Genomic DNA, 22,776 nt, shown 5'->3' with positions numbered 1-22,776 from the left:
GCCCGGCCGTCCAGTCCCTAGGTGCGGCGCACCATGGCACAGCCCCCCATCTTCTCGCTCGAAGGCATGGCCTTGCAGCAGGGCGGCCGCTGGCTGTTCGGCGGGCCGACCCCCACCAGCGGCGCGGCGCCGATCGACCTGCATGTGCTCCCGGGCGACCGGCTGGCGCTGATCGGGCGCAATGGTGCGGGCAAGACGACGCTGCTGCGGCTCATCGCCGGGCGGATCGAGGCCGACCGCGGCGCGCGGCGGGTCAAGCCGGGCTGCCGCATCGTGTTCCTCGAACAGGACCCCGACTTCGGACCATATGCCACCCTCATGGACTTCGCATGCGGCGGCGAGGATGCGCCCGCGGCCCACGAGGTCGAGGCGATCGCCGGCCAGCTCGGCATCGACATGTCCCGCCCCGCGGCCACCGCCAGCGGCGGCGAGAAGCGCCGCGCCGCCATCGCCCGCGCGCTGGCGCAGGAGCCCGATCTCCTGCTGCTCGACGAGCCCACCAACCACCTCGATCTGGCCGCCATCGACTGGCTCGAGGACTGGCTCTCGCGCTACCGCGGCGCCTTCATCACCATCAGCCACGACCGCACCTTCCTCACCCGCCTGACGCGGGCGACCCTGTGGCTGGACAGGGGCACGCTGCGGCGCAAGGAGGTCGGCTTCGGCGGCTACGAGGCGTGGGAGGAGAGCGTCTATGCCGAGGAGGCGCGCGCTGCCGACCGTCTCGACGCCAAGCTCAAGATCGAAGCCCACTGGCTCGAGCGCGGGGTGACCGCGCGGCGCAAGCGCAACCAGGGCCGGCTCGAGAAGCTCCACCAGATGCGCGCTGTCAGGGCCGCGATGATCTCGGGCGCGGGGACCGCCAAGCTCAAGCTTGCCAGCGACGACGACTTCAAGTCCAAGTCGGTGATCGTGGCCGAGAGCATCTCCAAGACATACGGGGAGCGCGCGATCATCAAGCCCTTCTCCCTGCGCATCCAGAACGGCGATCGCATCGGCATCGTCGGCGCGAACGGCGCGGGCAAGACGACGCTCCTCAAGCTCCTCACCCGCGAGACGCCGAGCGACACCGGCAGCGTCACCCACGCCCGCACCTTGTCAGGCGTGATGATCGACCAGCAGCGCAAGCTCCTCGAACCGGGCGCGACGGTGCGCCAGATCCTCGCCGAGGGGGGCGACTGGATCGATGTCAGGGGGGTGCGCAAGCATGTCATGGCCTACCTCAAGGACTTCCTGTTCGATCCCGGCCTCGTCGACACCAAGGTCGGCATCCTCTCGGGCGGCGAGCGTTCCCGCCTGCTGCTGGCCCGCGAGTTCGCCCGCACCGCCAACCTCCTGGTGCTCGACGAGCCCACCAACGACCTCGACCTCGAGACGCTCGACCTCTTGCAGGAGGTGATCGCCGACTTCGAAGGCACGGTCCTCATCGTCAGCCACGACCGCGACTTCCTCGACCGCACCGTCACCGTCACCTTGGGCCTCGACGGGTCGGGCAAGGTCGACATCGTCGCGGGCGGCTATGCCGACTGGGAAGCGCGGCGCCGCCGTTCTCCCCTCCCGCCTGCGGGTGGGGCCGGGGGTGGGCCCATCAAGGCATCCGCTCCCGCTACTCCCACCCCTCAACCCCCTCCCGCAGGCGGGAGGGGGAGCACCAAGCTCACCTACAAGGACCAGCGCGACTACGAGATCCTGCCCGCGCGCATCGCCGAGCTCGAAGCGGCGATCGCCAAGGGCGAGGCGCTCCTGTCCGACCCTGCGCTCTACACCGCCGACCCCGCCCGCTTCGCCGCCATCTCGCAAGGGCTGGCCAACGCGCGGGCCGAGAAGGACGCCGCCGAGGAGCGCTGGCTGACCCTCGCCGAGCTGGTCGAGGGATGAGCGCCCCCGCCGCGCCGGGGGACGACAGCATCGACGACCTGCGGCGCCGCATCGCTGCCTGCACCCTGTGCGCCGCGCACCTGCCGCTCGGCCCGCGCCCGATCACCCGCTTCTCCCCGACCGCGAGGGTCCTGATCATCGGCCAGGCACCCGGCACCCGCGTCCACGCCAGCGGCGTGCCGTGGGACGACGACAGCGGCGACCGGCTGCGCGGCTGGCTCAGCATCGACAAGCCCCTCTTCTACGACGAGGCGAGGGTCGCGCAGATGCCGATCGGCTTCTGCTACCCCGGCAAGGCCGCCGGCGGCGATGCCCCGCCGCGCCGCGAGTGCGCACCCCGGTGGCACGAGGCGGTGCTCGCGCACCTGCCGGCCGAGCGCCTCACGCTGCTGGTTGGTGCCCATGCGCAGGCCCGCTACCTGCCCGAGACCAAGGGCTGGTCCAGCCCCGAGCGCGTGCGCGCCTTCGGGCAGTTCGGCAACCGCACCGCGCTCCCCCACCCGGCCTGGCGCGCGCGGCTGTGGATGGCGAGGCACCCCTGGTTCGAGGCCGACATCCTGCCCCCCTTGCGCGCCCGCATCGCGGCGGCGCTTGCGCGTGTAGGAGACACATGAGACACTGTCCTGGAGAGGAAAACCTCCCGCTCCAGACCATCACCTGATGCGGTAATATTCCGCCACCCGCTCAAGCGCGATGCGCAGCACCAGCTTGCCGCTGCGCGAGGGCCAGCCGAGGTGCTTTTCCGCTTCGGGCAGCGCCTCGCCCGCGCAGACCACGCGCCACAGAATGTCATCGAGCCCGCGCCCCGCCGCGCTGATCGCCCCGTCGAAACGCTTGCGCGCGGCGATATGCTTCTCGCTCGGGTCGAGCCCGCCGGGCGCGGTCGACTTGGCGCGCACCGGGTCCCAGCGCATCGTGATGCTGGCCGGCAATTGCGCGCGCTCGTAATCGGCCCGCAAGGCCTCGCCCGCATCGAACAGGCGTTCCGACAGGTGCCCGCGCGCATGCAGCCAGGCGAGCGGGCTTTCCGCCAGATTGACCGTCACCGAGCGCGACCGCGCAAGCCCCCCCGGCCCCGCCGGGCGGTGGCGCGGGCCTTCGGAAGTCAGTTCGCGTTCGACAAGATGGCGCTTCATGGGCGATTCCTTTGCGGCTGTTGCCGTCAGGACTTGCCAAATCTGACTGGATGTAGGAAAGAAAAAACACCAATCCGGTTATTTTTACGCCATCATCCAGAGTCCCGACGATGAACCGCATCCGCGATATCCGCAAGGCCAAGGGCCTGACCCTCGCCGATCTGGCAGCCGCCTGCGATCCGCCGACCACCGCACAGACCATCGGCCGGCTCGAGACCGGGATGCGCCGGCTGTCATTGGGCTGGATGAACAAGATCGCCGCCGCCATGGGCGTCGATCCCGCCAGCCTGATGCGCGACGAGGCCGCCGCGCCCGCGCGGATCGTGGCCGAACTTGCCGCTGCCGGCCCCCAGGCGCTCACCGCCCCGCGCGAGGCGCTTGCCCCCGATGCCCTTGCCGAGGGTGACGGACCCCCGCCGCTGGTGCTCGCCGTCACCGAAAGCGTCGGCGAATATCGCCCGGGCGATCTCGTGTGGCTGCGCCAGATCGATCACGAAGCCCTGCAAGCCGCGATCAACCGCGATTGCCTGGTGCCCAAGCCCGGCGGACGCTTTGCCTTCGGGCGGCTGATCGACCGGCGCGGCGCGATGGTCGGCCTGCTGCCTCCGGGTGCGGGGCAGAAGCAGGTGGTGGTCGACAACCCGCCATGGGTCGCGGTCGCCTTCATGCTGGTGAGAGCGCTTTAGCGCGCGAAGGGCAGGACAGCGCCGTGAAACACGCCCTCGTCCTCTCGACGCTCTATCCCAACCCGGTCAATCCGCGGTTCGGCACCTTCGTCGCGCGCTCGCTGGAAGCGCTGGCAAAGCGCGGGGACTGGCGGGTGACGGTGGTCAATCCGGTTGGCCTGCCCCCGCTGGCGCTGGGGCGCTATCGCGCGCTTGCCGAGCTGGCGCCGATCGCCGCGGAAGGCGGGATCACCGTCCACCGCCCGCATTTTACGCTGATCCCGCGGATCGGTGCGCGGCGCAATGCCGCCGCCATCGCCCGCGCCGTGCTGCCGCTGGCGCAGCGTCTCCATGCCGAGGCGCCGTTCGATCTGGTCGATGCGCAGTTCTTCTTCCCCGACGGCCCCGCCGCCGCAATCGTCGCGCGTGAACTGGGCCTTGCGCTCTCGATCAAGGCGCGCGGGAGCGATATCACCTTGTGGGGCAAGGAGGGATTTGCGGCCGCGCAGATGCTGGAGGCGGCGCAAGCGGCCACGGGACTGCTGGCCGTAAGCCACGATCTGGCCCGCCACATGGCAGCGATGGGCATGCCTGCCGAGCGGATCGCGGTGCATTACACCGGGCTCGACCGTGACCGGTTCCGGCCCTTCGCTCATCCGCAACTGCGCCGCCAGCTCTCGGACGAGCTGGGGTTTGCCATGCCCGCCAATGCTCCGCTGCTGGCCTGCGTGGGCGCGCTGATCCCGCGCAAGGGCCAGGCAATCGCCATCGCGGCATTGCCGCAGCTCCCCGGGGCGCGGCTGGTGCTGATCGGCAAGGGCGAGGACGAGGCGGGCTTGCGCGCCCAGGTGCAGCGCGAGGGGCTTTGCGAACGCGTGTTCTTCGCCGGCTCGGTCGATCATGACCTGATGCCGCTGCTGCTGTCGGCGGCCGATGTGATGGTGCTGCCGACCGCCAGCGAGGGGCTTGCCAATGCCTGGGTCGAGGCGCTCGCCTGCGGGACGCCGGTGGTGACCTGCGATGTCGGCGGCGCGCGCGAACTGATCGCGAGCGATATCGCCGGGCGGCTGGTGGCGCGCACTGCCGATGCCGTCGCGGCAGGAGTGAAGGCGATCCTCGCCGATCCGCCTGCACGCCAGGAGGTGGCGGCGCTGACCGAGCGCTTCAGCTGGGACGCCAACGCCGCCGCGCTGGCAGCCCATTGGCAGGGGCTGGTGGTGGCCTAGTCCCTCGCCCATCCCATCGGGACGGGGAGGAACGAGGCGATGCTTACCCCTGCCCCTTCGCCAGCTTTTCCTGCTTGTCGAGCGCGGTTTCGGCGGGGACGAAGCTGTTGGTCGTCACCCCCATCCAGATCAGCAGGGGACCGGCCATGTAGATCGAGGAATAGGTCCCCACGAACAGACCCACGGTGATCGCCGCGACCATGCCGAACAGGCTCGGCGGGCCGAAGATGAGCAGCGGGATCAGCGCGATGAACAGCGTCAGCGAGGTCATCACCGTGCGCGCCAGCGTCTCGTTGACCGACAGGTCGAGCAGCTCGCCCATCGGCATCTTGCGGTACTTCTTGAGGTTTTCGCGGATGCGGTCGTAGACGACGATGGTGTCATTGAGCGAATAGCCGATGATCGCGAGGATCGCGGCGACGATCTGGAGGCTGAACTCCATCTGCGTCAGCGCGAACAGGCCGACCGTGATCGACACGTCATGGACCAGCGCGAACATCGCGCCCACCCCGAACTGCCATTCGAAGCGCACCCAGATATAGACCGAGACCGCCGCCATCGCCAGCGCGAGGGCGAGGATCGCCTGGTCGCGGAACTCGCTCGCGACCTTGCCCGAGACGGTATCGTTCCCGTCGACGCGGGCATCGGCATAGTCGGCCTTGACCGCCGCGATCACCTTCTCGCCGATCGCCTTGGCGGTTTCGGGGGCCTCCTCGGCGCCGTCCGGCAGCTTGACGCGGATCGAGACCTGGTTGGGCGCGCCGAATTCCTGCACCACCGGCTCGCCATAGCCAAGGCCTGCGATCTTCTCGCGCAGCGAGGGGACCGGGGCGGCCTTGCTCTGGGTGAAGGTCATGCGCACTTCCTGGCCGCCGGCAAAGTCGACGCCGAAGGCAAGGCCGTTGACCGCGACCGCGACCCAGCTGCCCACGATCAGCACGATGCTGAGCACGAAGAAGGGCACGCGCAGTTTCAGGAACTTGATGTTGGTGTTGTCGGGGACAAGCTTCAGGAGTTTCATGACGGCTTGCTCCTCCTCAAATATTGATGTCGTTGGGCCGCGCCTTGCGCAGCCATCCGGCGACGAACATGCGGGTCAGGGTCACCCCGGTGAACACCGAGGTGATGATGCCGATGAACAGCACCACCGCAAAGCCGCGCACCGGGCCGGTGCCGAACATGCCGAGCGCGACTGCGGAGATGAGGTTGGTGAGGTTTGCATCGAAGATCGCGCGGCTGGCTTCCTTGTAGCCGGTCTCGACCGCGGCGACGACCCTGCGCCCGCGCGCGCGCTCCTCGCGGATGCGTTCGTTGATGAGCACGTTTGCATCGACCGCCGCGCCGATGGTGATGACGAAGCCCGCGATCCCCGGCAGGCTCAACGTGAAGCCGCCCAGCGCCATCAGGCCGAGCAGCATCAGCACGTTGAACACCAGCGCGACCGTGGCGTAGATCCCGAAGCGGCCGTAGCTGACGATCATCAGCGCGATCACCGCAAGGCTGCCGATGCCCATCGCGATCAGGCCCTTGCGGATCGAATCCGCGCCAAGGTCCGGCCCGACGGTGCGTTCCTCGACCACCGCCAGCGGCACCGGCAGCGCGCCCGAACGCAGCGCGATCGCGAGGTTGTTGGCGCTCTCGGGCGTGAAGCTCCCTGAAATCTGCGCCCGCCCGCCAAGGATCGGCTCGTTGATGTTGGGGGCCGAGAGCACCTGCCCGTCAAGGATGATCGCAAAAGGCTTGCCGGTGTTCTCGGTGGTGAGCTTGGCAAACTTCGCCCCGCCCTGCGCATCGAAGGCGATGGTGACGACACTCTGCCCGTTCTGCTGGTCGCGGTCGGCCTTGGCGTCGGTGAGGCTGTCGCCGCGGATCCCGCCGAGGCGCTTGACCGCGATCGAGCCGCTCTGCCCGTCGGCGAAGGGCACGATCTGGCTGCCCGCGCGGGCGACCCCGGCCTCGACCTCGGTCGGCAGCGCGTTGATATCGACGAGCTTGAATTCGAGCTGCGCGGTCTTGCCGAGCAGGTCCTTCAGCCCCTGCGGGTCCTGGAGGCCCGGCACCTGCACCACGATGCGGGTCGCGCCCTGGCGGATGATGGTCGGCTCGCGCGTGCCCAGTTCGTCGATGCGGCGGCGCACCACTTCGGTGGCGCTGTCCATCGCATCGTCGATCGCCTGCCCGACCCCGGCATCGGTCTGGGTGAGGACGATGCGCTGCCCGTCGACTACCTTCAGTTCCCACTCGCGCACCGTGGTCTGCCCTTGCATCACCGGTTCGATGAGGCCGCGCGCACGGTCGATATCGGCGGCGTTATCGAGGATGAAGGACAGCTCGCCCCCGGCGGTCGAGACATCGCCGATGCGGATGCGCGGGGTCGCAGTGCGCATCAGCTGGCGGACCGTCTCCTCCATGTTCTCGAGCCGCTGGGCGCGCACGTCGGCGGCCTTGGCCTCGAGCAGCAAGTGCGAGCCGCCGGCAAGGTCGAGCCCGAGGTTGACCTGCGGGTCCGGCAGCGCGGCGGGCCAATCGAGCCCGGCGACATTGGCGAGCGAAGGCAGCGCCAGCAGCGAGGCCGCCAGCGTCACCGCCCACAGCGAAAGCTTCTTCCAGAGAGGGAAATCGAGCATTGCGTCAGTATCTCACACGCAAGGGTTCATGGTGGCGCGCCGGGCCTGGCACCCGCGCCGGATCAGTCGTTGGCGGGCTTGCCGGCCGGCGGAATGATATCGCCCAGCGTCGCCTTGATCGCCTTGACGCGGACATTGGGGCCAAGGTCGAGCTCGACATAGACATCGTCGACCTTGACCACCTTGCCCACGAGGCCCCCCGCGGTCACCACCTGGTCGCCCTTCTTGACACCGGCGATCTTGGCCTGGTGTTCCTTCTGCTTCTTCATCTGCGGCGCGATGATCAGGAACCAGAAAATCGCGATCATGCCGACGATCGGCACGATGTTGAGCCAGAAGGCCGCCCCCGAGGGCGCGCCCGCCCCGGCAGCGGCGGCGAGAAGGTCGATTGTCATGCGATAGAGCCCGTCAGATCCCGTGAAACACCGTAAGGGGCGTGCGCCCCTCCCGTTCAGGTGGGCGCGCCTAGCAGCAATGCAAGCAAGTCGCAACGATTGGCCCCGGGGGCGTTGTGCACGGGCCACACGCCTGCTGCGCGGCCGGGCTGGCGCACGGCGCAGACATCCTTGACCCTTGGCTGCCCCGCCACCCCATCCGCGAGGCGAACCGGGAGAGACAAATCCGGCTTGCAAGCCTCATCCGCCCCTCCTATAGGCCCCGCTCCACTGGTGACGGGACGTAGCGCAGCCTGGTAGCGCATCACACTGGGGGTGTGGGGGTCGGAGGTTCGAATCCTCTCGTCCCGACCAGTGGACTTCTCTCCTTCCGGCCGATCGCCCACCGCCAACCGGCGGCGCAATTGCGCCGCGCGGGCTGGCGGGCTAGGCTTGGGGCCCTGGTTTGTGCCTTTCACGAAAGCTGCCCCCTCGCCCATGACCCGCTGGCGTCCTGCCGCCCCTGTCGACGATATCCGCGAGGCGTTGCTGGCGGGGCCTGCCGTGCCCGAACGCTTTGCCATTGCCACGCTGGTCGCGGTCGACGGCTCGGCGCCGCGCGATGTCGGGGCGCAGATGCTCGTCACGGCGGAAGGGCACTGGGGGTTCCTGTCGGGCGGGTGCATCGAGGACGATGTCGCCCGCCACGGCCGCGAGGCACTCGCCGAGGGGTGCCCGCGCACCCTGCGTTATGGCGAGGGCAGCCCGTGGATCGATATCAGGCTCGCCTGCGGATCGGGGATCACCGTGCTGGTCGAGCCGGTCGCGGCTGATGAACCCGCCGTCGCCGTGCTGCTCGATGGCTGGCATTCCCGCAGGCCGGTGCTGTGGTCGAGCGACGGCACCACCCGCCGCGCCGAAGCCGCAGGCGAGGCGCCGCCCGCCGATGGCCGGGACGGGCTGCGCTACACCCGTCGCTTCACGCCGCCGCTCAAGCTGGTGCTGATCGGCGAGGACGGCGCGACGCTCAGTGCCGCAGCGCTTGGCCTCGCCATGGGTTGGCAGGTCGTGCTCGTCACTCCCGGTGGACCCGATGAAGCGCCGCTGGCGGGCATCGCCTACCACCGCGGCGCCCCCGAGGCGGCGATCGCGGCGATCGCGCCCGACCCGTGGACCGCCATCGCGGTGCTCTCGCACGACCGCGAGGACGACGAGCGCGGGCTCGCCGCAGCGCTGCAATCACAGGCCTTCTATGTCGGCGCGATCGGCGCGCGGGCGCGGCTCGACCGGCGCATCGCGAGGCTGCGCGGACACGGGGTGAGCGAGGCCGCGATCGCGCGGCTGCATGCCCCCATCGGCCTCTACGGCTTCGGCAAAGCCCCGCGCGAGGTGGCGCTTTCGCTGGTCGCCGAGGTCGCGCAAGGCTTCCACGCGGCGACGGCCGCCGCGAGGTCGGCGGGGGTGTCGATATCGAGCAGCACGCCGCTATCGGCGGTATCGAGATAGGCGACATGCTGGGGCTGCGCCTTGAGCAGCGCGGTCGCCCCGGCGTCGCCTTCAAGCGCCAGCAGGTCGGTGAAGGCGGCGCGGGTGAAGGCGACGGGGTGGCCGGGCTTGTCCTTATGGCGCGGCCTTGCGGCATAGCCTGCCGCCTGCGCCGCCTCGACCAGCGCCCCGCATAGCCCCGTCGGCACCAGCGGCATGTCGCCGAGGAACACGCATACCCCCTCGGCCCCGGGATCGAGCGCGGCGATGCCGGTGCGCAGGCTCGCGGCCATGCCCTCGGCCCAGCCGGGCGCGGGCCTTATGGACACATCGGCACCCGCGAGGGCGCGTCTGATGTTGGCGTCTTCGGCCCCGGTGATGGCAATCACCTCGGCAAATCCGACACGGCCGACCGCATCGACCACCCGCCGGATCACCGGCGCGCCGCCGAGGTCGGCCAGCAGCTTGCCGCCGCCGCCGCCCCCGCCGAACCGCCGCCCCGCCCCTGCGGCGAGGATCAGCGCCGACCAACGCTCCAGCGTCAAGCCCTGGCTTGCGTCAGGACCGGCAGGTTGCGGATGCGCTTGCCGGTCAGCGCGGCGAGGGCATTGGCCAGCGCGGGGCTTGCCGGCGGCAGGCCGGGCTCGCCGATCCCGCCGGTCTTGGCCCCGCTGTCGAGGAAGTGCACATCCACCGCAGGCGGCGCATCGGCGAGCTTGAGGATCGGGTAATCGGCAAAGTTGCTCTGCACCACCGCGCCCTTGTCGAGCGTCACCGCCTCGCCCATCGCCGAGGACAGCCCCATGATGAGGCCGCCGGCGATCTGCGCCTCGGCGTTCAGCGGGTTCACCGTGGTGCCGCAATCGACCACCGCGAAGGCGCGCACAACGCGGGGGCTGCCGTCCTCCTTGAGGGCCACCTCGACCACCTCGGCAACGATCGTGTCGAAGCTTTCGACGATCGCGATCCCGCGCCCGGTGGCTGCGGGCAGCGGCGTGCCCCAGCCGGCGCGCTTGGCGACCTCATCGAGCACCTTCTGGTGCCGCGAGCCTTCGGACAGGTGCTTGCGCCGGAACTCGTAAGGGTCCGCCCCTGCCGCCAGCGCGAGCTCGTCCATGAAGCTTTCGGTGTAGAAGCCCAATTGCGTCGCATTGACCGAGCGCCACGGACCGTCGATCTGGTTCGACTGGTAGGCAAAGTGGCGGCGCGAGGTGGCGGGCAGCGTGTAGATGAAGGGCACTTCCCCTTCGGCATTGCCGCTCTGTGCGTAATCGATCCGCATCGCGGTGATTGCGCCGCCCTTGAGCGAAGCTGAAAGCTTGGCCGAGGATTGCGGGCGGTAGGAGCCGTGGGTGACTTCCTGCTCGCGGCTCCACACCAGCTTGACCGGATAGGGGACTTGCTTCGCCACCAGTGCAATCTGGTCGATGATCTCGACGATATCGGGGAAGCGCCGGCCGAAACCGCCGCCCATGATCATCGGCACGAAGGTGACATTCTCGACATCGATCCCGGCCGCCTTGGCCGCCTTGACGCGGGTCGAAAGCGGGTCCTGCAAGCCGCCCCAGATGGTGAGCTTGCCGTCCTTGAAGTGGCCGGTGAGCGCGAAGGGCTCCATCATCGCATGGTGGAGGAAGGGGACGCGGTATTCGGCCTCGACCAGCTTGGCGCCCGGGGCCTTGAAGGCGCCGTCGACATCGCCCTCGCCCGCCTCGTTGTTGGCCTTGCCGCCCGCCATCAGCTTGGCCTGCGCGGCGTAGATCGCCGGGGTCGAGACCGCGCCATGGCCGCCATCGGAGAACTTGGGGCTGAGCGCCTGAAGGCCCTTGGTCGCGGGCCAGTAGCCCTTGCCCACCACGACCACCGCATCGGGCAGCTTGATGACCTTCTCGACACCCTTCACGGCCAAAGCCGGGGCCTCGTCCACGCTTTCGAGCGTGCCGCCGCGCACGGGGGCAGCCGCGATGGTTGCAACGCGCATCTCGGGCAGCGTGAAATCGATGCCGTAGACCGCGCTGCCATCGACCTTGGAAGGAATGTCGCGGCGCGGCACGCCGGTGCCGATCAGCTTCCACTGCTCGCGGGTCTTGAGCACCGGATCGCTCGAAAGCGAGCGCCCGGCCGCGCCCGCCGCCAGTTCGCCATAGCGCAGCGACTTGCCCGACTTGGCATGGGTGACGAGGCTATCTGCGGTGGCGAGCTCGCTCTCGGGCACGCCCAACCGGTCGGCGGCTTCGGCAATCAGCGCCGCGCGCACCGCCGCGCCGGTGCGCCGCATCGCGACCTCGCCGGTGAAACGGATCGCCGAGGAGCCGCCGGTGATCATCAGCGGCATCGAACGCGCCATCATCCCGATCACCGCATCCGGGATCAGCCCGGCGGCGAAGTCGCCGGTCATGGTCGGCAGGAAGCCCTTGGCGAGCGCGCCGTTGGCAAAGGCCATGTCGGCCGGGGCCTGTTCGATCGCGACCTTGTCCCACTTGGCATCAAGCTCGTCCGCCAGCATCTGCGCAAGCGCGGTGTGCGAGCCCTGGCCGAAGTCGATATGCGGCGAGAACATCGTCACCGTGTCATCCACGGCGATGGTCATGACGCTGCCGAAGGCGTGCTTGCCCTCGCCGCCGATCAGCGCATTGGCCTTGGCCTTGACCGAGCTGTCGGTCCACCACACGCCGAAGATGCCGCCGCCCACCACCAGCGCGGACCCGGCAAGGAAGATGCGGCGCTTGATGCCCTTGCGCTTGGGCTTGGCCGCGGGGGCTTCGGCCTCGGGAAGCTCGATGTCGGGATTGGGATTGTCGGCCATTACGCGTCTCCCTGCTGGGCTGCCGCCGCGCCGGTGGCAGCAAGGATCGCCTTGCGGATGCGCGGATAGGTGCCGCAGCGGCAGATATTGGTCATCGCCTCGTCGATCTGCGCGTCGCTGGGCGTGCCGACCTTCTCGATCAGCGCGACCGCGGCCATGATCTGGCCCGACTGGCAATAGCCGCATTGCGGCACCTGCGCCTCGATCCAGGCGGCCTGCACCTTGTGGAGCACGCCATCGGCGCTCTTCAGCCCCTCGATCGTGGTCACCGCCTTGCCCGCGACCTCGCCGAGGGGCACGCTGCACGAGCGGGTGAGGTTGCCGTCGACATGCACCGAGCACGCCCCGCAGGCGGCGATACCGCAGCCGAACTTGGTGCCGGTCAGGCCGAGATCGTCGCGCAGAGCCCAGAGCAGCGGAGTGTCGGCGTCAGCCTCCACGCTCACGGGCTTGCCGTTTACAGAAAATGCGATGGCCACAGGCGGCGCTCCCCCGCTGGTTGATTTCGGTTGTGTATAGCAACGGGGCGCGCCTCTCGCCAAACGGAAAGACGCCGGCGCGCGCGGCCCCCGGGCAAATGACGCAGGCTTGCGATGCGCGGGCGGGCTTCGTAAGCGCTGAGGCCAAGAGGAGAGGATTGCCCATGCCCCACACCATGCCCGCCCTGCCGAGAATGCGCTCGTGGCTGTTTGCGCCGGGCGACAGCGCCAGGAAGATGGGCAAGGCGGAAGGCTCGGCGGCGGATATCGCGCTGTTCGATCTGGAGGATTCAGTCTCGCCCGAGAACAAGCCTGCCGCACGCCAGATGGTTGCCGAACAGATCGCGGCCTCGGGCAACAAGGCGCGGCTGTGGGTGCGGATCAATCCGGTGAGCGGGCATGACTGCATCGCCGATCTCGCCGCGATCAGCCCTGCGCGCCCCGGCGGGGTGTTCCTGCCCAAGGCCGAAGGGGCGGCCGATGTGACGCAGCTCCACCACTATCTGACCGCCTTGGAAGCCGCGAACGGCATCCCCCTGGGCCGGACCCTGATCGCCGCGCTCGTCACCGAGACGGCGGCGGCGATGTTCCGCACGGGCGACTATGCCGGCACCTATCCGGGGCGCGAGCGGCTGGTGGCGATGAGCTGGGGGGCGGAGGACCTGTCCTCGGCACTCGGCGCACGCGAGCAGCGCGGGCCCGACGGCGAGTATTCGCACACCTATGAATTGGCGCGCAGCCTGTGCCTGATCGGCGCGGCGGCGGCAGGCGTTGCGGCAATCGAGACGGTGCAGCCCGAATTCCGCGATCTCGAGGCCCTCGCGGCGCGCGCGCGGCGGGTCCGCGCGCAGGGGTTCGGCGGGATGCTGGCGATCCACCCTGCGCAGGTCGATCCGATCAACGCAGCCTTCACCCCGAGCGCCGCGGAACTCGCCCATGCCCGCGCCGTGGTGCAGGCCTTTGCCGATCACCCGGGCGCCGGCGTGGTGGCATTGGAAGGCGCGATGCTCGACCGCCCGCATCTGGTGCTGGCACAGCGGCTGCTCGCCGAAGCGGGGGTGAAATAGGTTATTTCATTTTCCTACATTAACCTATTTGGTTATTTGATTGCGCGACTCACCCGCACAGGAGCGCAAGCCATGGCCCTCATCGACGTCCTCATCGGACCCATCGCCTCGATCATCGACAAGATCATCCCTGACAAAGAGGCCCAGGCCAAGGCCAAGCTCGAACTGATCGCATTGCAGGGCACGCAGGAAATGCAGATGCTCGAGACCCAATTGCAGGCGATCGTCGCCGAGGCGAACTCGAACGACCCCTGGACCAGCCGCGCGCGGCCGAGCTTTCTCTACGTGATGTACGTCCTGCTGCTCGCCTCGCTGCCGATGGGGGTTTTGAGCGCCTTCAACCCCTCGGCCGCGCGCGAGATCGCGGCGGGGATGAACGCCTACCTCGCGGGGCTCCCGGAGCCGCTCTACGCCCTCTTCGGCACCGGCTACCTCGGCTACACCGCCGCGCGCCAGTGGGGGAAGGTCAAGGGGGTGGACCGGTAGGGCACTGCTTCCCTATACCGTCACCCCAGCGAAAGCTGGGGCCAAGAGCCTCATAGAACGGCGCTTGCCGTTCCGGGTCCCAGCTTTCGCCGGGATGACGCAAGCGGCTGGGTCGGGACTTCGGATCAGGAAAATCCATCCCGCTTCATCACAGGCCGCAACCGCCTCAACTTCCGCGCCGCTGAATGCCAGAGCCGAGATTCGAAGGCGCGGAGTTCGCACAGGGACCGCGGGTCGCCTGCCTTCACTGCACGCCTGAGCCAAAAGCGGTATCCGCTCATGTCGCCGCGGTTGAAACAACTTAGTGCCATGTTGCTGGCCGCGCCTGGCTCGCCTTTGCGAAAAGCTCGGTAGTAGAGACCGGCAGCACTGAAAGTATCGGAGATTTTTCCAACCTCCTTCAGGCTATCGTCCCCGCTGAACCAGTCTGCCAGTTCAATCATCGCGCTCACATGGCCGCGCAGGGCGAGATGCCACATGATCGGCACCCAAAGACCCACGCCCCGATCCTGACGGATCGAGAGCGCTTTCACGTAGAGCCGGTCTTCGGCAATTTCATCAGAGACTTGGTTCATCCCCCGTGGCTCGCACAAAGCCATGGACGCTTCAAGAGTGCGGGGTCATCTATGGCCCCCTTCCCCGCCCTGCCCCTTCCCGCTAAGCGCTCCCCATGAACAACCTCGTCTACGTCCTCAACGGCCCCAACCTTAATCTCCTCGGCACCCGCGAGCCGGAGATTTACGGCACCACCACATTGGATGACATCGCCGGGATGCTCGAAGATCGCGCCCGCGAACTGGGGCTCGAAATCGACATGCGCCAGACCAATCACGAAGGCATGCTGGTCGACTGGCTGCACGAAGCGCAAGGACAGGGCGCGCGGGCGGTGCTGCTCAATGCGGCGGCCTATACCCACACCTCGGTCGCGCTGCTCGATGCGTGTCGGGCGATCCGCACGCCGGTGATCGAGGTCCACCTCTCCGATCCCAAGACCCGCGAGCCCTTCCGCCACCTCTCCTATGTCGGCATGGCGGCGGCCAAGACGGTCGAAGGCCACGGCGCCCGCTCCTACCTCATCGCGCTCGAAGCCGTAGCGTCGGGTGACGTCTGAAATCGTCACGCCACTTTCACATTTTGCACCTCTGCCACTTGCCTGCCGCAATTGGCGGCAATAGACGCGCGGGTTTCAAGGTCGCACCACACAACAAGGGGCATACATGGCAAACGACGCTGGCCAATCCGGCAAGGGAAACGGGCGCAAGTCGGGGATGAACATCGACACCGCGCTGGTGCGCGAGCTGGCCGAACTGCTCAACGAGACCGGCCTTACCGAAATCGAGGTCGAGGATGACGACCGCAAGATCCGCGTCTCGCGCGGGAGCCTGGCCGCTGCCGCGCCGGTCTATGCCGCTGCGCCCGCCGCTCCGGCTGCTGCACCCGCTCCCGCCGCTGCCGCCCCGGCGCCTGCCGCCCCCGCTGCCGAGGCCGGTCCGGACCTCAAGAACGCGGTCAAATCGCCGATGGTCGGCACCTGCTATCTCTCCGCGGAACCGGGCGCTGCGCCCTTCGTCGCGGTCGGCAAGGCGGTGAAGGAAGGCGACACGCTGCTGATCGTCGAGGCGATGAAGGTCATGAACCCGATCACCGCGCCCCGCTCCGGCACGGTCACCGCGATCCTGATCGAGAACGCCCAGCCGGTCGAATTCGACCAGCCGCTTGTCGTGATCGCGTAAACCCATGGGCATCAAACGCATCCTGATCGCCAATCGCGGCGAGATCGCCTTGCGCATCCACCGCGCCGCGCATGAAATGGGGATCGAGACGGTCGCGGTGCACTCCACCGCAGATGCCGACGCGATGCACGTGCGCCTTGCCGACCATGCGGTGTGCATCGGTCCGCCGCCCGCGACCGACAGCTATCTCAACATCGCCAACATCATCTCGGCCGCCGAAATCGCGCAGTGCGATGCGATCCACCCGGGCTACGGCTTCCTTTCGGAGAACGCCAAGTTCGCCGACATCGTCGAAGCGCATGACATCATCTGGATCGGCCCCAAGCCCGAACATATCCGCACGATGGGCGACAAGATCGAGGCCAAGCGCACCGCGGGCAAGCTCGGCCTGCCGCTGGTGCCGGGCTCGGACGGTGCGGTCTCCGACATCGCCGAAGCCAAGGCGATTGCGGAAGGCGCCGGCTATCCGGTCATCATCAAGGCCGCGAGCGGCGGCGGCGGGCGCGGCATGAAGGTGTGCAACAGCCCGGACCAGCTCGAAACGCTGATCCAGCAGGCCGGCAGCGAAGCCAAGGCCGCTTTCGGCGACGCCACGGTCTATATCGAGAAATACCTCGGCAACCCGCGCCACATCGAATTCCAGGTGTTCGGCGATGGCAACGGCAACGCGATCCATCTGGGCGAGCGCGACTGCTCGCTCCAGCGCCGCCACCAGAAGGTGCTCGAAGAAGCCCCCTCGCCGGTCATCTCGGTCGAAGAACGCATGCGCATGGGCGAGGTCTGCGCCCAGGCGATGCGCGACATGGGTTACCGCGGCGCAGGCACGATCGAGTTCCTGTGGGAGAACGGCGAGTTCTACTTCATCGAGATGAACACCCGCCTCCAGGTCGAACATCCGGTGACCGAAGCGATCACCGGGGTCGATCTGGTGCGCGAACAGATCCGCATCGCCGAAGGCCGCCCGCTGTCGGTCGCGCAGGAGGATATCGAGTTCCACGGCCACGCGATCGAGTGCCGGATCAACGCCGAAGACCCCTTCAACTTCGCCCCCTCGCCCGGCCTCGTCAGCTATTTCCATGCGGCAGGCGGCATGCATGTGCGCGTCGATAGCGGGCTTTACGCGGGCTACCGCATCCCGCCCTATTACGACAGCATGATCGCCAAGCTGATCGTCTACGGCCGCACCCGCGAGGGCTGCATCATGCGGCTGAGGCGCGCGCTTGAGGAAATGGTGGTCGAGGGCGTCAAGACCAACATCCCGCTCCACCAGGAACTGCTGCGCCAGACCGACGTGCTGAACGGCGACTATTCGATCAAGTGGCTCGAAAAGTGGCTGGAGGAGCGCGAGGTCTGAGCATCGCGCCTGATACAGGTGGAAAATCGGCGCCGTATTCGCTATATGCGAAGTGCGGAGGCTGACGATGTATCTGAACTCGGAAGAATCGATCAAGCTGGGCCGGCAGGTTCATCGCAAGTACGGGAGCTGGGAAGCGGCCCGCCGCGCCGGCGCGGCGGTTCCGCTCGACCTGACCGCTGAACGCGGCGAACGGCAGTCCAGAACGCGCACGCGCGCCTGATCGGCCGCGCGTGACCTGGAGCTTTGCTCTCGTCAGCGCCTGCCTGTTCCTGTTTCCCGGGTTCTGCTGTCTTGCCGGCTTCGTCTATGCTGGACGGATCGAACGGCTTTCTGCGGTGCCCGACATCGCGCCGCAAAGCGCCACCTCTTTCGTGCTTGTCATCGGCGGTGCGATCTTCGCGCATCTGGCGGGGAGCGGGCTGTTGTTCCTGCAAGACCGGGTCTGCACATGGACGGGCCGGTGCTGGTCGCTCGCCTTTGACCCCAACATCTATAAGGCCCTGATCGCGCGCGACACGAGCTTTGCGCAAAGCGATGCGGCGATTTTCCTGACGCTGGCGGGCCTGGCGGTACTCGGCCTCGGCACGGCTGCCCTGTCAATGCGGATCGGACAGAGCGACGAGGCGCAGGCCTTCTTCCGGCCCGGCAGCGCCATCTGGCTCCGCGACATCGCCCGCCTTGCATCGCACGACGAGGTGCTGGTGCTTGCCTATGTGATGGGCAAGCCGGGCCATGACGGGGTGTTCGCGGCATATGAAGGCATCGTCGAGACCCTGAGCCCGGGGGCGAACGGCCAGGTGTCGAACATCGTGCTGTCGGATGTCGACCGCTTCACGGTGCGGGTCGGCAAGCGCGGGATGGAGCGCAACAGCGAGTTCTCCGACCCGATCCCCTATCTCCAGATCGATCAGGCCGACCTGTTCAACATCGGCTTCAATATCGTGCAACTGGTTGATGCCGAGGACGATCCCATGGACGAGGACGCGCCGCCGGACGCAGCGTGACGGTCGCGGGGAAACCGGATCGGCCTTTGCGCGCCTGTGGCATTCATGTTGCACTGCAACACAAGTTGCATGCCGCCATGTTGATTTGCCGCGCAATTGTCGCCTGCACCGGCTAACAGGGTGTCGGGATTGCGCTGGACGATGTGTGCCATGGAGTATCGGATGAACCGCAAGACCCAGATTGTCGTCGTCGGCGGGGGCGCGGGGGGGCTCGAACTGGTCCGCAGGCTCGGCGCCAAGTATGGCCGCAAACGCCACGACATCATCCTTGTCGACAAGAACCTCAGCCACATCTGGAAGCCGCTGCTGCACGAAGTCGCGGCCGGATCATTGGACGCCAATCTCGACGAGGTGGGCTATCGCGGACACTGTTTCCGCTGGGGCTACCGCTTCTTCCAGGGCAGCTTCGAGGGCGTCGACCGCGAGGCGAAGACCATCCGCCTTGCGCCGGTCAAGGACGAGGACGGCAGCGAGCTGATCGCGGACCACACCATCCGCTACGATATCCTCGCGCTGGCGCTGGGGTCGGTCTCGAACGATTTCGGCGTGCCGGGGGTGAAGGAGCATTGCCTCTATCTCGACAGCCGCGAACAGGCCGACCGCTTCCGCACGCGGCTCCTCAACCACTGCCTGCGCGTCAGCCGGGCGATGATGCAGGACCCGACCGCCAACGAGCAGGTGCGCGTCGCCATCGTCGGCGGCGGGGCAACCGGCGTGGAACTGGCAGCCGAGCTCTACAATGCGGCGGGCGCGCTCAGGCACTACGGCCTCGAGGTGTTCGACGAGAGCCGGATGCATGTGACCCTGCTCGAAGCCGGTCCGCGCATCCTCCCCGCCCTGCCCGACAAGCTCGCGGCGGCGGCCAAGCACGAGCTGGAAGTGCTCGGCGTCCAGGTGCGTCCGCAAGTGCAGGTGGTCGAGGCCCGCCCGCGCCAGCTTGTCACCAAGACCGGCGAGGTGATCGAGGCCGATCTCATCGTCTGGGCCGCAGGCGTCAAGGGCGCGGATTTCCTCTCCGGGCTGGGGCTGGAGACCAACGGGCGCAACCAGATCCTCGTCACCGACACGCTCCAGACGCGCGAGGATCCGTGCATCTATGCGCTCGGCGACTGTTCGAGCTACACGCCGCCTGGCGAGGACCGCCCCGTGCCGCCGCGCGCGCAGGCCGCGCACCAGATGGCCGAGACGGTGTTCGCCAATATCGTGCGGATGCAGGAGGGTCGCCCGCTCACGCACTTCGTCTACCGCGACAAGGGTTCGCTGGTCTCGCTCTCGCGCTTCTCGACCGTGGGGAGCCTGATGGGCAACCTGATCGGCGGGAGCATGGCGATCGAGGGGCGGCTGGCGCGGTTCATCTACACTTCGCTCTACCGCCTGCACCTGATCGGCATCCACGGCTGGGTCAAGGCGACCTTTCTGATGCTGGTGGGCCGCGTGAACCGCATCGTGCGGCCCAAGCTGAAGCTGCACTAGGCGCTGTCGTCCCTGGGGTGCCGGAGGCCGTGGATTCGCGGCTTGCCGGTTCGCACCCAGCGGCGGATCAGGAACACCCGCATGCCATAGTACAGGCAGGCGGGCGCGAGACCGTAGACATTCGCGACGATCGTCTTGCCGGCTGCGAAGGCTCTTGGCTGGAAATCGACCCAGATCGCAAGCCCGATCAGCATCGCGCACATCAGAAGCGTGAACCGGAACCCGTCATAAAGTGCGGTCTGCCGAGGCGCCGCCGAGCGATTGCCATAGAAGCTCAGCGTCGGCAGCCTGCGCCAGCGCTTGGGAAGGGTGCGATCCATCCGGCCCGCAAACCACCATTGCAGCAGCAGCACCGGCAGCACCATCGCGAGCGTAACAATGGTCGTCACGGACAGGTGATGCGCAAAGCCCGAAGTCTACAGCGGGACGCCCGGCTCCTGCTTGGCGGTGCGGATCGTCAGCGAGGTCTTGACGCTTTCCACATTGGGCGCAGGGGTAAGCTTGCCGGTCAGGAACTCCTGGAAGCTCTGCAAGTCCTTGCTGACGATCTTGAGGATGAAGTCGATCTCGCCATTCAGCATGTGGCACTCGCGCACTTCGGGCAGCGCCTTCATGTGCTCCTCGAACTCGCGCAAACTGCTTTCGGCCTGGCTCTTCAAGCTCACCATCGCGAAAACGGTGATCGCAAAGCCGAGCTTGGACGGGTCGAGATCGGCGTGATAGCCGCGGATCACCCCGTCTTCCTCAAGGCCGCGCACCCGGCGCAGGCACGGCGGCGCGGTCAGCCCGACACGCTGGGCAAGTTCGACATTGGTGACGCGGCCTTCCGCCTGGAGTTCCGCCAGCAGGCGGCGGTCGATATCGTCGAGATTGGCCACTCGTCTTCTCCGGCACGCCCCCCTTGCCAGGTGGCAAGGCCGTGCAACATGATCCCCAAGAAACAACCGGCGCGCGCGATGGCCCGCTCGGCTAATATTATTAGGTCTGGCAGCAATTGTCCCGCTTTGCAACGCGCCTTTCACGCCAGACTGTGACAATTTCCCCATCCTGATAAGACGCAAAGACGCAGCCGGGCTATCCTCGCTCTCGCGCGGGTGCGAGAAGAGGCGATTCGCCGGCCCCGCCTGCTTGAGGAGTTCCCCCCGGGTGTTTTTCGATGATCGCCTTGCCACCGTGCTGCGCCAGCGCGCCACCGGCGAAGCGAGCCAGCGCACCCAGTACCGGCAGCTGCTCGACCTGCTCGGCCGCGAGCGCGGTGTTCGCGACGGGAGCGATCGCAGCCTGCTGGCAACGGCCTGGCTGCGGCTCGATGCGCTGGCGGGCGTCATTCCGGCAGCGGTCCGTGCGGGCATGATCCGCGAGCCCGGCTGGCGCTTCCGCAGCCCCGATCTCGTCGTCCATCTCGCCGATCAGGAACCCGAAGTCGCTGCTGCGGCATTGACCCGCGCCGACCTCGAGGCCGGAGACTGGACCGCGCTGATCCCGCGCCTGCCGGTGCGCGCGCGCGGCTTCCTGCGCCTGCGCCGCGATCTGCCGGTCGATGTCGAGGCGCTGCTGGAGCAGCTCGGGGTGCATGATCGCGGGCTCCCCGCGCCCGCCCATGATGCTGCCCCGCCGGCGGGCGACCTGCCTGCCGACATCCCGCCGGCCATGCCGCCGCAATTCGCCAAACCGCAGGCGCCGCCGCCGCCCGGGCCCGCGATGCTGCGCCCTGCGGCTGCGGATTTTGCGGCAGCCCCGCCCCCCGTCGCCCCGCCCCACGTTACCGCGCCTCCTGTCACGGCACGCAGCCGCGACGAGACCGGTCGCACCGAAATCTCCGCGCTGGTCGAACGCATCGCCCAGTTCCGTCGCACCCGGTCCGAAAGCCAGGCCGAGCTCGAACGCTCGCCCCGCCTGCCGCTCGGCGAATGGCCCGAGCGTGCCGAGCGCCTGCTGGCCGGCTTCGGCTTTGCCACCGACACCACCGGGCGGATCGCCTGGGCGGTGGCCGAGGCCGCGCCGATGGTGATCGGGATGCGCCTCTTTGCAGGAAGCCCCGCACCCGGCGGCGCGGCGAGCGAACTGGCGCGGGCGTTCCAGCGCCGCCAGCCGATCACCCGCGCCGCGCTCGGTCTCGATGGCGCCCCGGCGATCACCGGCGACTGGATCGTCGATGCCGAGCCGCGCTTTTCCGAGGAAGGCCACTTCACCGGCTATTTCGGCCGCCTGCGCCGCGTGCCCGATGCCGCTGTCGCCGATGCCGCCGGCCCCGAAGCGCGCGAGGCCGACCGCATCCGCCAGCTGCTCCACGAACTGCGTACCCCCGTCACCGCCGTCCAGGGCTATGCCGAGGTCATCCAGCAGCAGCTGTTCGGCCCCGCCCCGCACGAATACCGCGCGCTGGCTGCGGCCATCGCGGCCGATGCGGCGCGCATCCTTGCCGGCTTCGAGGAGCTCGACCGGCTGGCCCGGCTCGAGACCGGCGCGGTCCGCATCGAGCCGGGCGAGTGCGATCTGGCTGCCCTGCTGCACCGCACCGCCGCCCAGCTTGCGCCCGTGCTCGCGCCGCAGGAGGCTGGGTTCGACCTCGGCTTTGCCGCCGACACCTGCTGCATCGCCGCGATCGACCCCGAGGATGCCGAGGCGCTGGTGTGGCGCCTCATGGCAAGCCTTGCCGCCGCAGCCGCGCCCGCTGAGCGGATCGGCCTGAGGCTCGATCCGGTGATCGGCGCCGGGCGCGGCGAGGTGCGGCTGCGCTGCGCGCTCCCCGCGCGCCTCGCGGCGAGCGAGGGGGCAAGCCTGTTCGCCGCCACCACCCGCACCGGCGAGAGCGCGATCAGCCCCGGCCTGTTCGGCACCGGCTTTGCGCTGCGGCTGGCGCGGGCCGAGGCGCAGGGGGCCGGGGGCGCGCTGCGCCGCGATGGCGACGCGCTGCTCTTGACGCTGCCCCTGCTTGGCGGGAATAGGGAGCTGCGGGACGCGATCGGTGCCTGATCGG

At 68.4% G+C, this 22,776-nt stretch carries 23 protein-coding genes, 1 tRNA gene and 1 pseudogene; 15 read left to right on the top strand and 10 right to left on the bottom strand.

The annotated features are described in order from the left end of the window. Nucleotides 1-33 precede the first annotated feature (33 nt). A complete protein-coding gene (locus D620_RS0112455; protein WP_017666149.1) occupies nucleotides 34-1,878 on the top strand; it encodes an ABC-F family ATP-binding cassette domain-containing protein in 1,845 nt (614 codons plus the stop codon). Then, nucleotides 1,875-2,492 (top strand): uracil-DNA glycosylase family protein, encoded by a 618-nt coding sequence (locus tag D620_RS0112450; RefSeq protein WP_017666148.1) that lies wholly within the window; start codon nucleotides 1,875-1,877, stop codon nucleotides 2,490-2,492. The genes D620_RS0112455 and D620_RS0112450 overlap by 4 nt, the downstream gene beginning before the upstream one ends. A 39-nt stretch (nucleotides 2,493-2,531) precedes the next feature. On the opposite strand, the gene D620_RS0112445 is transcribed toward D620_RS0112450, so the two are convergent. Then, on the bottom strand, nucleotides 2,532-3,014 hold the full coding sequence (locus D620_RS0112445; RefSeq protein WP_017666147.1) for a DUF6456 domain-containing protein: 483 nt from the start codon (nucleotides 3,012-3,014) through the stop codon (nucleotides 2,532-2,534). Nucleotides 3,015-3,124: 110 nt separating this feature from the next. On the opposite strand from D620_RS0112445, the gene D620_RS0112440 reads away from it, so the two are divergent. Together D620_RS0112440 and D620_RS0112435 are read left to right on the top strand one after the other, a co-directional pair. Next, nucleotides 3,125-3,700, top strand: coding sequence for a helix-turn-helix domain-containing protein (locus D620_RS0112440; protein WP_017666146.1), 576 nt, complete (start codon nucleotides 3,125-3,127; stop codon nucleotides 3,698-3,700). 23 nt (nucleotides 3,701-3,723) lie between these two features. Further along, the gene (locus D620_RS0112435; protein ID WP_017666145.1) at nucleotides 3,724-4,905 is read left to right on the top strand and encodes a glycosyltransferase; all 1,182 of its coding nucleotides are present in this window, start codon (nucleotides 3,724-3,726) and stop codon (nucleotides 4,903-4,905) included. A 43-nt stretch (nucleotides 4,906-4,948) separates the two neighbouring features. Here the strand turns inward: D620_RS0112435 and secF are convergent, their stop codons facing one another. The 3 genes from secF to yajC all read right to left on the bottom strand — a co-directional run bounded on the left by secF (nucleotide 4,949) and on the right by yajC (nucleotide 7,927). Continuing rightward, nucleotides 4,949-5,926 carry a protein translocase subunit SecF gene (gene secF, locus D620_RS0112430; RefSeq protein WP_017666144.1) on the bottom strand — a complete coding sequence of 326 codons (978 nt, stop codon included), beginning with the start codon at nucleotides 5,924-5,926 and terminating at the stop codon, nucleotides 4,949-4,951. Between the two features lie 16 nt (nucleotides 5,927-5,942). Next, a complete protein-coding gene (gene secD, locus D620_RS0112425) occupies nucleotides 5,943-7,532 on the bottom strand; it encodes a protein translocase subunit SecD (RefSeq protein WP_017666143.1) in 1,590 nt (529 codons plus the stop codon). Between the two features lie 62 nt (nucleotides 7,533-7,594). Further along, nucleotides 7,595-7,927, bottom strand: coding sequence for a preprotein translocase subunit YajC (yajC, locus tag D620_RS0112420; RefSeq protein WP_017666142.1), 333 nt, complete (start codon nucleotides 7,925-7,927; stop codon nucleotides 7,595-7,597). A gap of 277 nt (nucleotides 7,928-8,204) precedes the next feature. On the opposite strand from yajC, the gene D620_RS0112415 reads away from it, so the two are divergent. Continuing rightward, nucleotides 8,205-8,281: transfer RNA gene (locus D620_RS0112415), tRNA-Pro, on the top strand. Between the two features lie 123 nt (nucleotides 8,282-8,404). Continuing rightward, complete coding sequence (locus D620_RS0112410) at nucleotides 8,405-9,412, top strand: XdhC family protein (RefSeq protein WP_017666141.1); 1,008 nt, start codon at nucleotides 8,405-8,407, stop codon at nucleotides 9,410-9,412. A 20-nt stretch (nucleotides 9,413-9,432) separates the two neighbouring features. On the opposite strand, the pseudogene D620_RS16830 reads toward D620_RS0112410, so the two are convergent. From D620_RS16830 to D620_RS0112395, 3 genes and pseudogenes are all read right to left on the bottom strand, one after another. Then, nucleotides 9,433-9,936 (bottom strand): annotated as a pseudogene (locus D620_RS16830) (nucleotidyltransferase family protein); the annotation flags it as partial. Beyond that, nucleotides 9,933-12,197, bottom strand: a complete 2,265-nt coding sequence (locus D620_RS0112400; RefSeq protein WP_017666139.1) for a molybdopterin cofactor-binding domain-containing protein — start codon at nucleotides 12,195-12,197, stop codon at nucleotides 9,933-9,935. The pseudogene D620_RS16830 and the gene D620_RS0112400, both read right to left, overlap by 4 nt. Next, nucleotides 12,197-12,676, bottom strand: a complete 480-nt coding sequence (locus D620_RS0112395; protein WP_233992068.1) for a (2Fe-2S)-binding protein — start codon at nucleotides 12,674-12,676, stop codon at nucleotides 12,197-12,199. The genes D620_RS0112400 and D620_RS0112395 overlap by 1 nt, the downstream gene beginning before the upstream one ends. A gap of 194 nt (nucleotides 12,677-12,870) precedes the next feature. Between D620_RS0112395 and D620_RS0112390 the strand changes: the two genes are divergently transcribed. Next, a complete protein-coding gene (locus D620_RS0112390; RefSeq protein ID WP_017666137.1) occupies nucleotides 12,871-13,743 on the top strand; it encodes an HpcH/HpaI aldolase/citrate lyase family protein in 873 nt (290 codons plus the stop codon). A gap of 72 nt (nucleotides 13,744-13,815) precedes the next feature. Continuing rightward, nucleotides 13,816-14,229: a holin family protein gene (locus tag D620_RS0112385; protein ID WP_017666136.1), complete on the top strand. Its 414-nt coding sequence runs from the start codon at nucleotides 13,816-13,818 to the stop codon at nucleotides 14,227-14,229. Nucleotides 14,230-14,354: 125 nt separating this feature from the next. On the opposite strand, the gene D620_RS0112380 is transcribed toward D620_RS0112385, so the two are convergent. After that, nucleotides 14,355-14,804, bottom strand: coding sequence for a hypothetical protein (locus tag D620_RS0112380; protein WP_017666135.1), 450 nt, complete (start codon nucleotides 14,802-14,804; stop codon nucleotides 14,355-14,357). 95 nt (nucleotides 14,805-14,899) lie between these two features. Here D620_RS0112380 and D620_RS0112375 point away from each other — a divergent pair, with 95 nt between their 5' ends. The 6 genes from D620_RS0112375 (at nucleotide 14,900) to D620_RS0112350 (ending at nucleotide 19,796) form a co-directional block, all read left to right on the top strand. After that, the gene (locus D620_RS0112375) at nucleotides 14,900-15,340 is read left to right on the top strand and encodes a type II 3-dehydroquinate dehydratase (protein ID WP_017666134.1); all 441 of its coding nucleotides are present in this window, start codon (nucleotides 14,900-14,902) and stop codon (nucleotides 15,338-15,340) included. A gap of 157 nt (nucleotides 15,341-15,497) precedes the next feature. After that, on the top strand, nucleotides 15,498-15,962 hold the full coding sequence (accB, locus tag D620_RS0112370) for an acetyl-CoA carboxylase biotin carboxyl carrier protein (protein ID WP_026092187.1): 465 nt from the start codon (nucleotides 15,498-15,500) through the stop codon (nucleotides 15,960-15,962). A gap of 4 nt (nucleotides 15,963-15,966) precedes the next feature. Then, complete coding sequence (accC, locus tag D620_RS0112365) at nucleotides 15,967-17,316, top strand: acetyl-CoA carboxylase biotin carboxylase subunit (RefSeq protein WP_017666132.1); 1,350 nt, start codon at nucleotides 15,967-15,969, stop codon at nucleotides 17,314-17,316. A gap of 67 nt (nucleotides 17,317-17,383) precedes the next feature. Further along, nucleotides 17,384-17,539, top strand: coding sequence for a hypothetical protein (locus D620_RS16445; RefSeq protein WP_017666131.1), 156 nt, complete (start codon nucleotides 17,384-17,386; stop codon nucleotides 17,537-17,539). A gap of 10 nt (nucleotides 17,540-17,549) precedes the next feature. Further along, nucleotides 17,550-18,323, top strand: coding sequence for a hypothetical protein (locus D620_RS0112355; protein ID WP_017666130.1), 774 nt, complete (start codon nucleotides 17,550-17,552; stop codon nucleotides 18,321-18,323). A 162-nt stretch (nucleotides 18,324-18,485) separates the two neighbouring features. Then, a complete protein-coding gene (locus D620_RS0112350; protein ID WP_017666129.1) occupies nucleotides 18,486-19,796 on the top strand; it encodes an NAD(P)/FAD-dependent oxidoreductase in 1,311 nt (436 codons plus the stop codon). On the opposite strand, the gene D620_RS0112345 is transcribed toward D620_RS0112350, so the two are convergent. Next, entirely contained in the window at nucleotides 19,793-20,185 is a 393-nt protein-coding gene (locus D620_RS0112345) for a hypothetical protein (RefSeq protein WP_155800144.1), read from the bottom strand. The genes D620_RS0112350 and D620_RS0112345 overlap by 4 nt on opposite strands. Nucleotides 20,186-20,212: 27 nt before the next feature. Then, entirely contained in the window at nucleotides 20,213-20,674 is a 462-nt protein-coding gene (locus D620_RS0112340) for an Lrp/AsnC family transcriptional regulator (protein ID WP_017666127.1), read from the bottom strand. A 268-nt stretch (nucleotides 20,675-20,942) separates the two neighbouring features. On the opposite strand from D620_RS0112340, the gene D620_RS0112335 reads away from it, so the two are divergent. After that, entirely contained in the window at nucleotides 20,943-22,772 is a 1,830-nt protein-coding gene (locus D620_RS0112335) for a histidine kinase dimerization/phospho-acceptor domain-containing protein (protein ID WP_017666126.1), read from the top strand. Nucleotides 22,773-22,776 lie beyond the last annotated feature (4 nt).

The organism is Porphyrobacter sp. AAP82 (assembly GCF_000331285.1).
Lineage (GTDB): Bacteria > Pseudomonadota > Alphaproteobacteria > Sphingomonadales > Sphingomonadaceae > Erythrobacter.
The sequence above is the reverse complement of the archived record's forward strand: the minus strand, read 5'-3'. Positions and strand labels throughout refer to the sequence as shown.

What these genes read in the sequence shown, in the direction of transcription:
- D620_RS0112440 (WP_017666146.1), top strand. Translation starts at nt 3,125, where the DNA reads ATGAACCGCATCCGCGATATCCGCAAGGCCAAGGGCCTGACCCTCGCC.
- D620_RS0112400 (WP_017666139.1), bottom strand. Translation starts at nt 12,197, where the DNA reads ATGGCCGACAATCCCAATCCCGACATCGAGCTTCCCGAGGCCGAAGCC.
- D620_RS0112380 (WP_017666135.1), bottom strand. Translation starts at nt 14,804, where the DNA reads ATGAACCAAGTCTCTGATGAAATTGCCGAAGACCGGCTCTACGTGAAA.
- accC (WP_017666132.1), top strand. Translation starts at nt 15,967, where the DNA reads ATGGGCATCAAACGCATCCTGATCGCCAATCGCGGCGAGATCGCCTTG.
- D620_RS0112375 (WP_017666134.1), top strand. Translation starts at nt 14,900, where the DNA reads ATGAACAACCTCGTCTACGTCCTCAACGGCCCCAACCTTAATCTCCTC.
- D620_RS0112385 (WP_017666136.1), top strand. Translation starts at nt 13,816, where the DNA reads ATGGCCCTCATCGACGTCCTCATCGGACCCATCGCCTCGATCATCGAC.
- secF (WP_017666144.1), bottom strand. Translation starts at nt 5,926, where the DNA reads ATGAAACTCCTGAAGCTTGTCCCCGACAACACCAACATCAAGTTCCTG.
- D620_RS0112390 (WP_017666137.1), top strand. Translation starts at nt 12,871, where the DNA reads ATGCGCTCGTGGCTGTTTGCGCCGGGCGACAGCGCCAGGAAGATGGGC.
- accB (WP_026092187.1), top strand. Translation starts at nt 15,498, where the DNA reads ATGAACATCGACACCGCGCTGGTGCGCGAGCTGGCCGAACTGCTCAAC.
- D620_RS16445 (WP_017666131.1), top strand. Translation starts at nt 17,384, where the DNA reads ATGTATCTGAACTCGGAAGAATCGATCAAGCTGGGCCGGCAGGTTCAT.
- D620_RS0112445 (WP_017666147.1), bottom strand. Translation starts at nt 3,014, where the DNA reads ATGAAGCGCCATCTTGTCGAACGCGAACTGACTTCCGAAGGCCCGCGC.
- D620_RS0112455 (WP_017666149.1), top strand. Translation starts at nt 34, where the DNA reads ATGGCACAGCCCCCCATCTTCTCGCTCGAAGGCATGGCCTTGCAGCAG.
- D620_RS0112410 (WP_017666141.1), top strand. Translation starts at nt 8,405, where the DNA reads ATGACCCGCTGGCGTCCTGCCGCCCCTGTCGACGATATCCGCGAGGCG.
- D620_RS0112350 (WP_017666129.1), top strand. Translation starts at nt 18,486, where the DNA reads ATGAACCGCAAGACCCAGATTGTCGTCGTCGGCGGGGGCGCGGGGGGG.
- secD (WP_017666143.1), bottom strand. Translation starts at nt 7,532, where the DNA reads ATGCTCGATTTCCCTCTCTGGAAGAAGCTTTCGCTGTGGGCGGTGACG.
- D620_RS0112450 (WP_017666148.1), top strand. Translation starts at nt 1,875, where the DNA reads ATGAGCGCCCCCGCCGCGCCGGGGGACGACAGCATCGACGACCTGCGG.
- yajC (WP_017666142.1), bottom strand. Translation starts at nt 7,927, where the DNA reads ATGACAATCGACCTTCTCGCCGCCGCTGCCGGGGCGGGCGCGCCCTCG.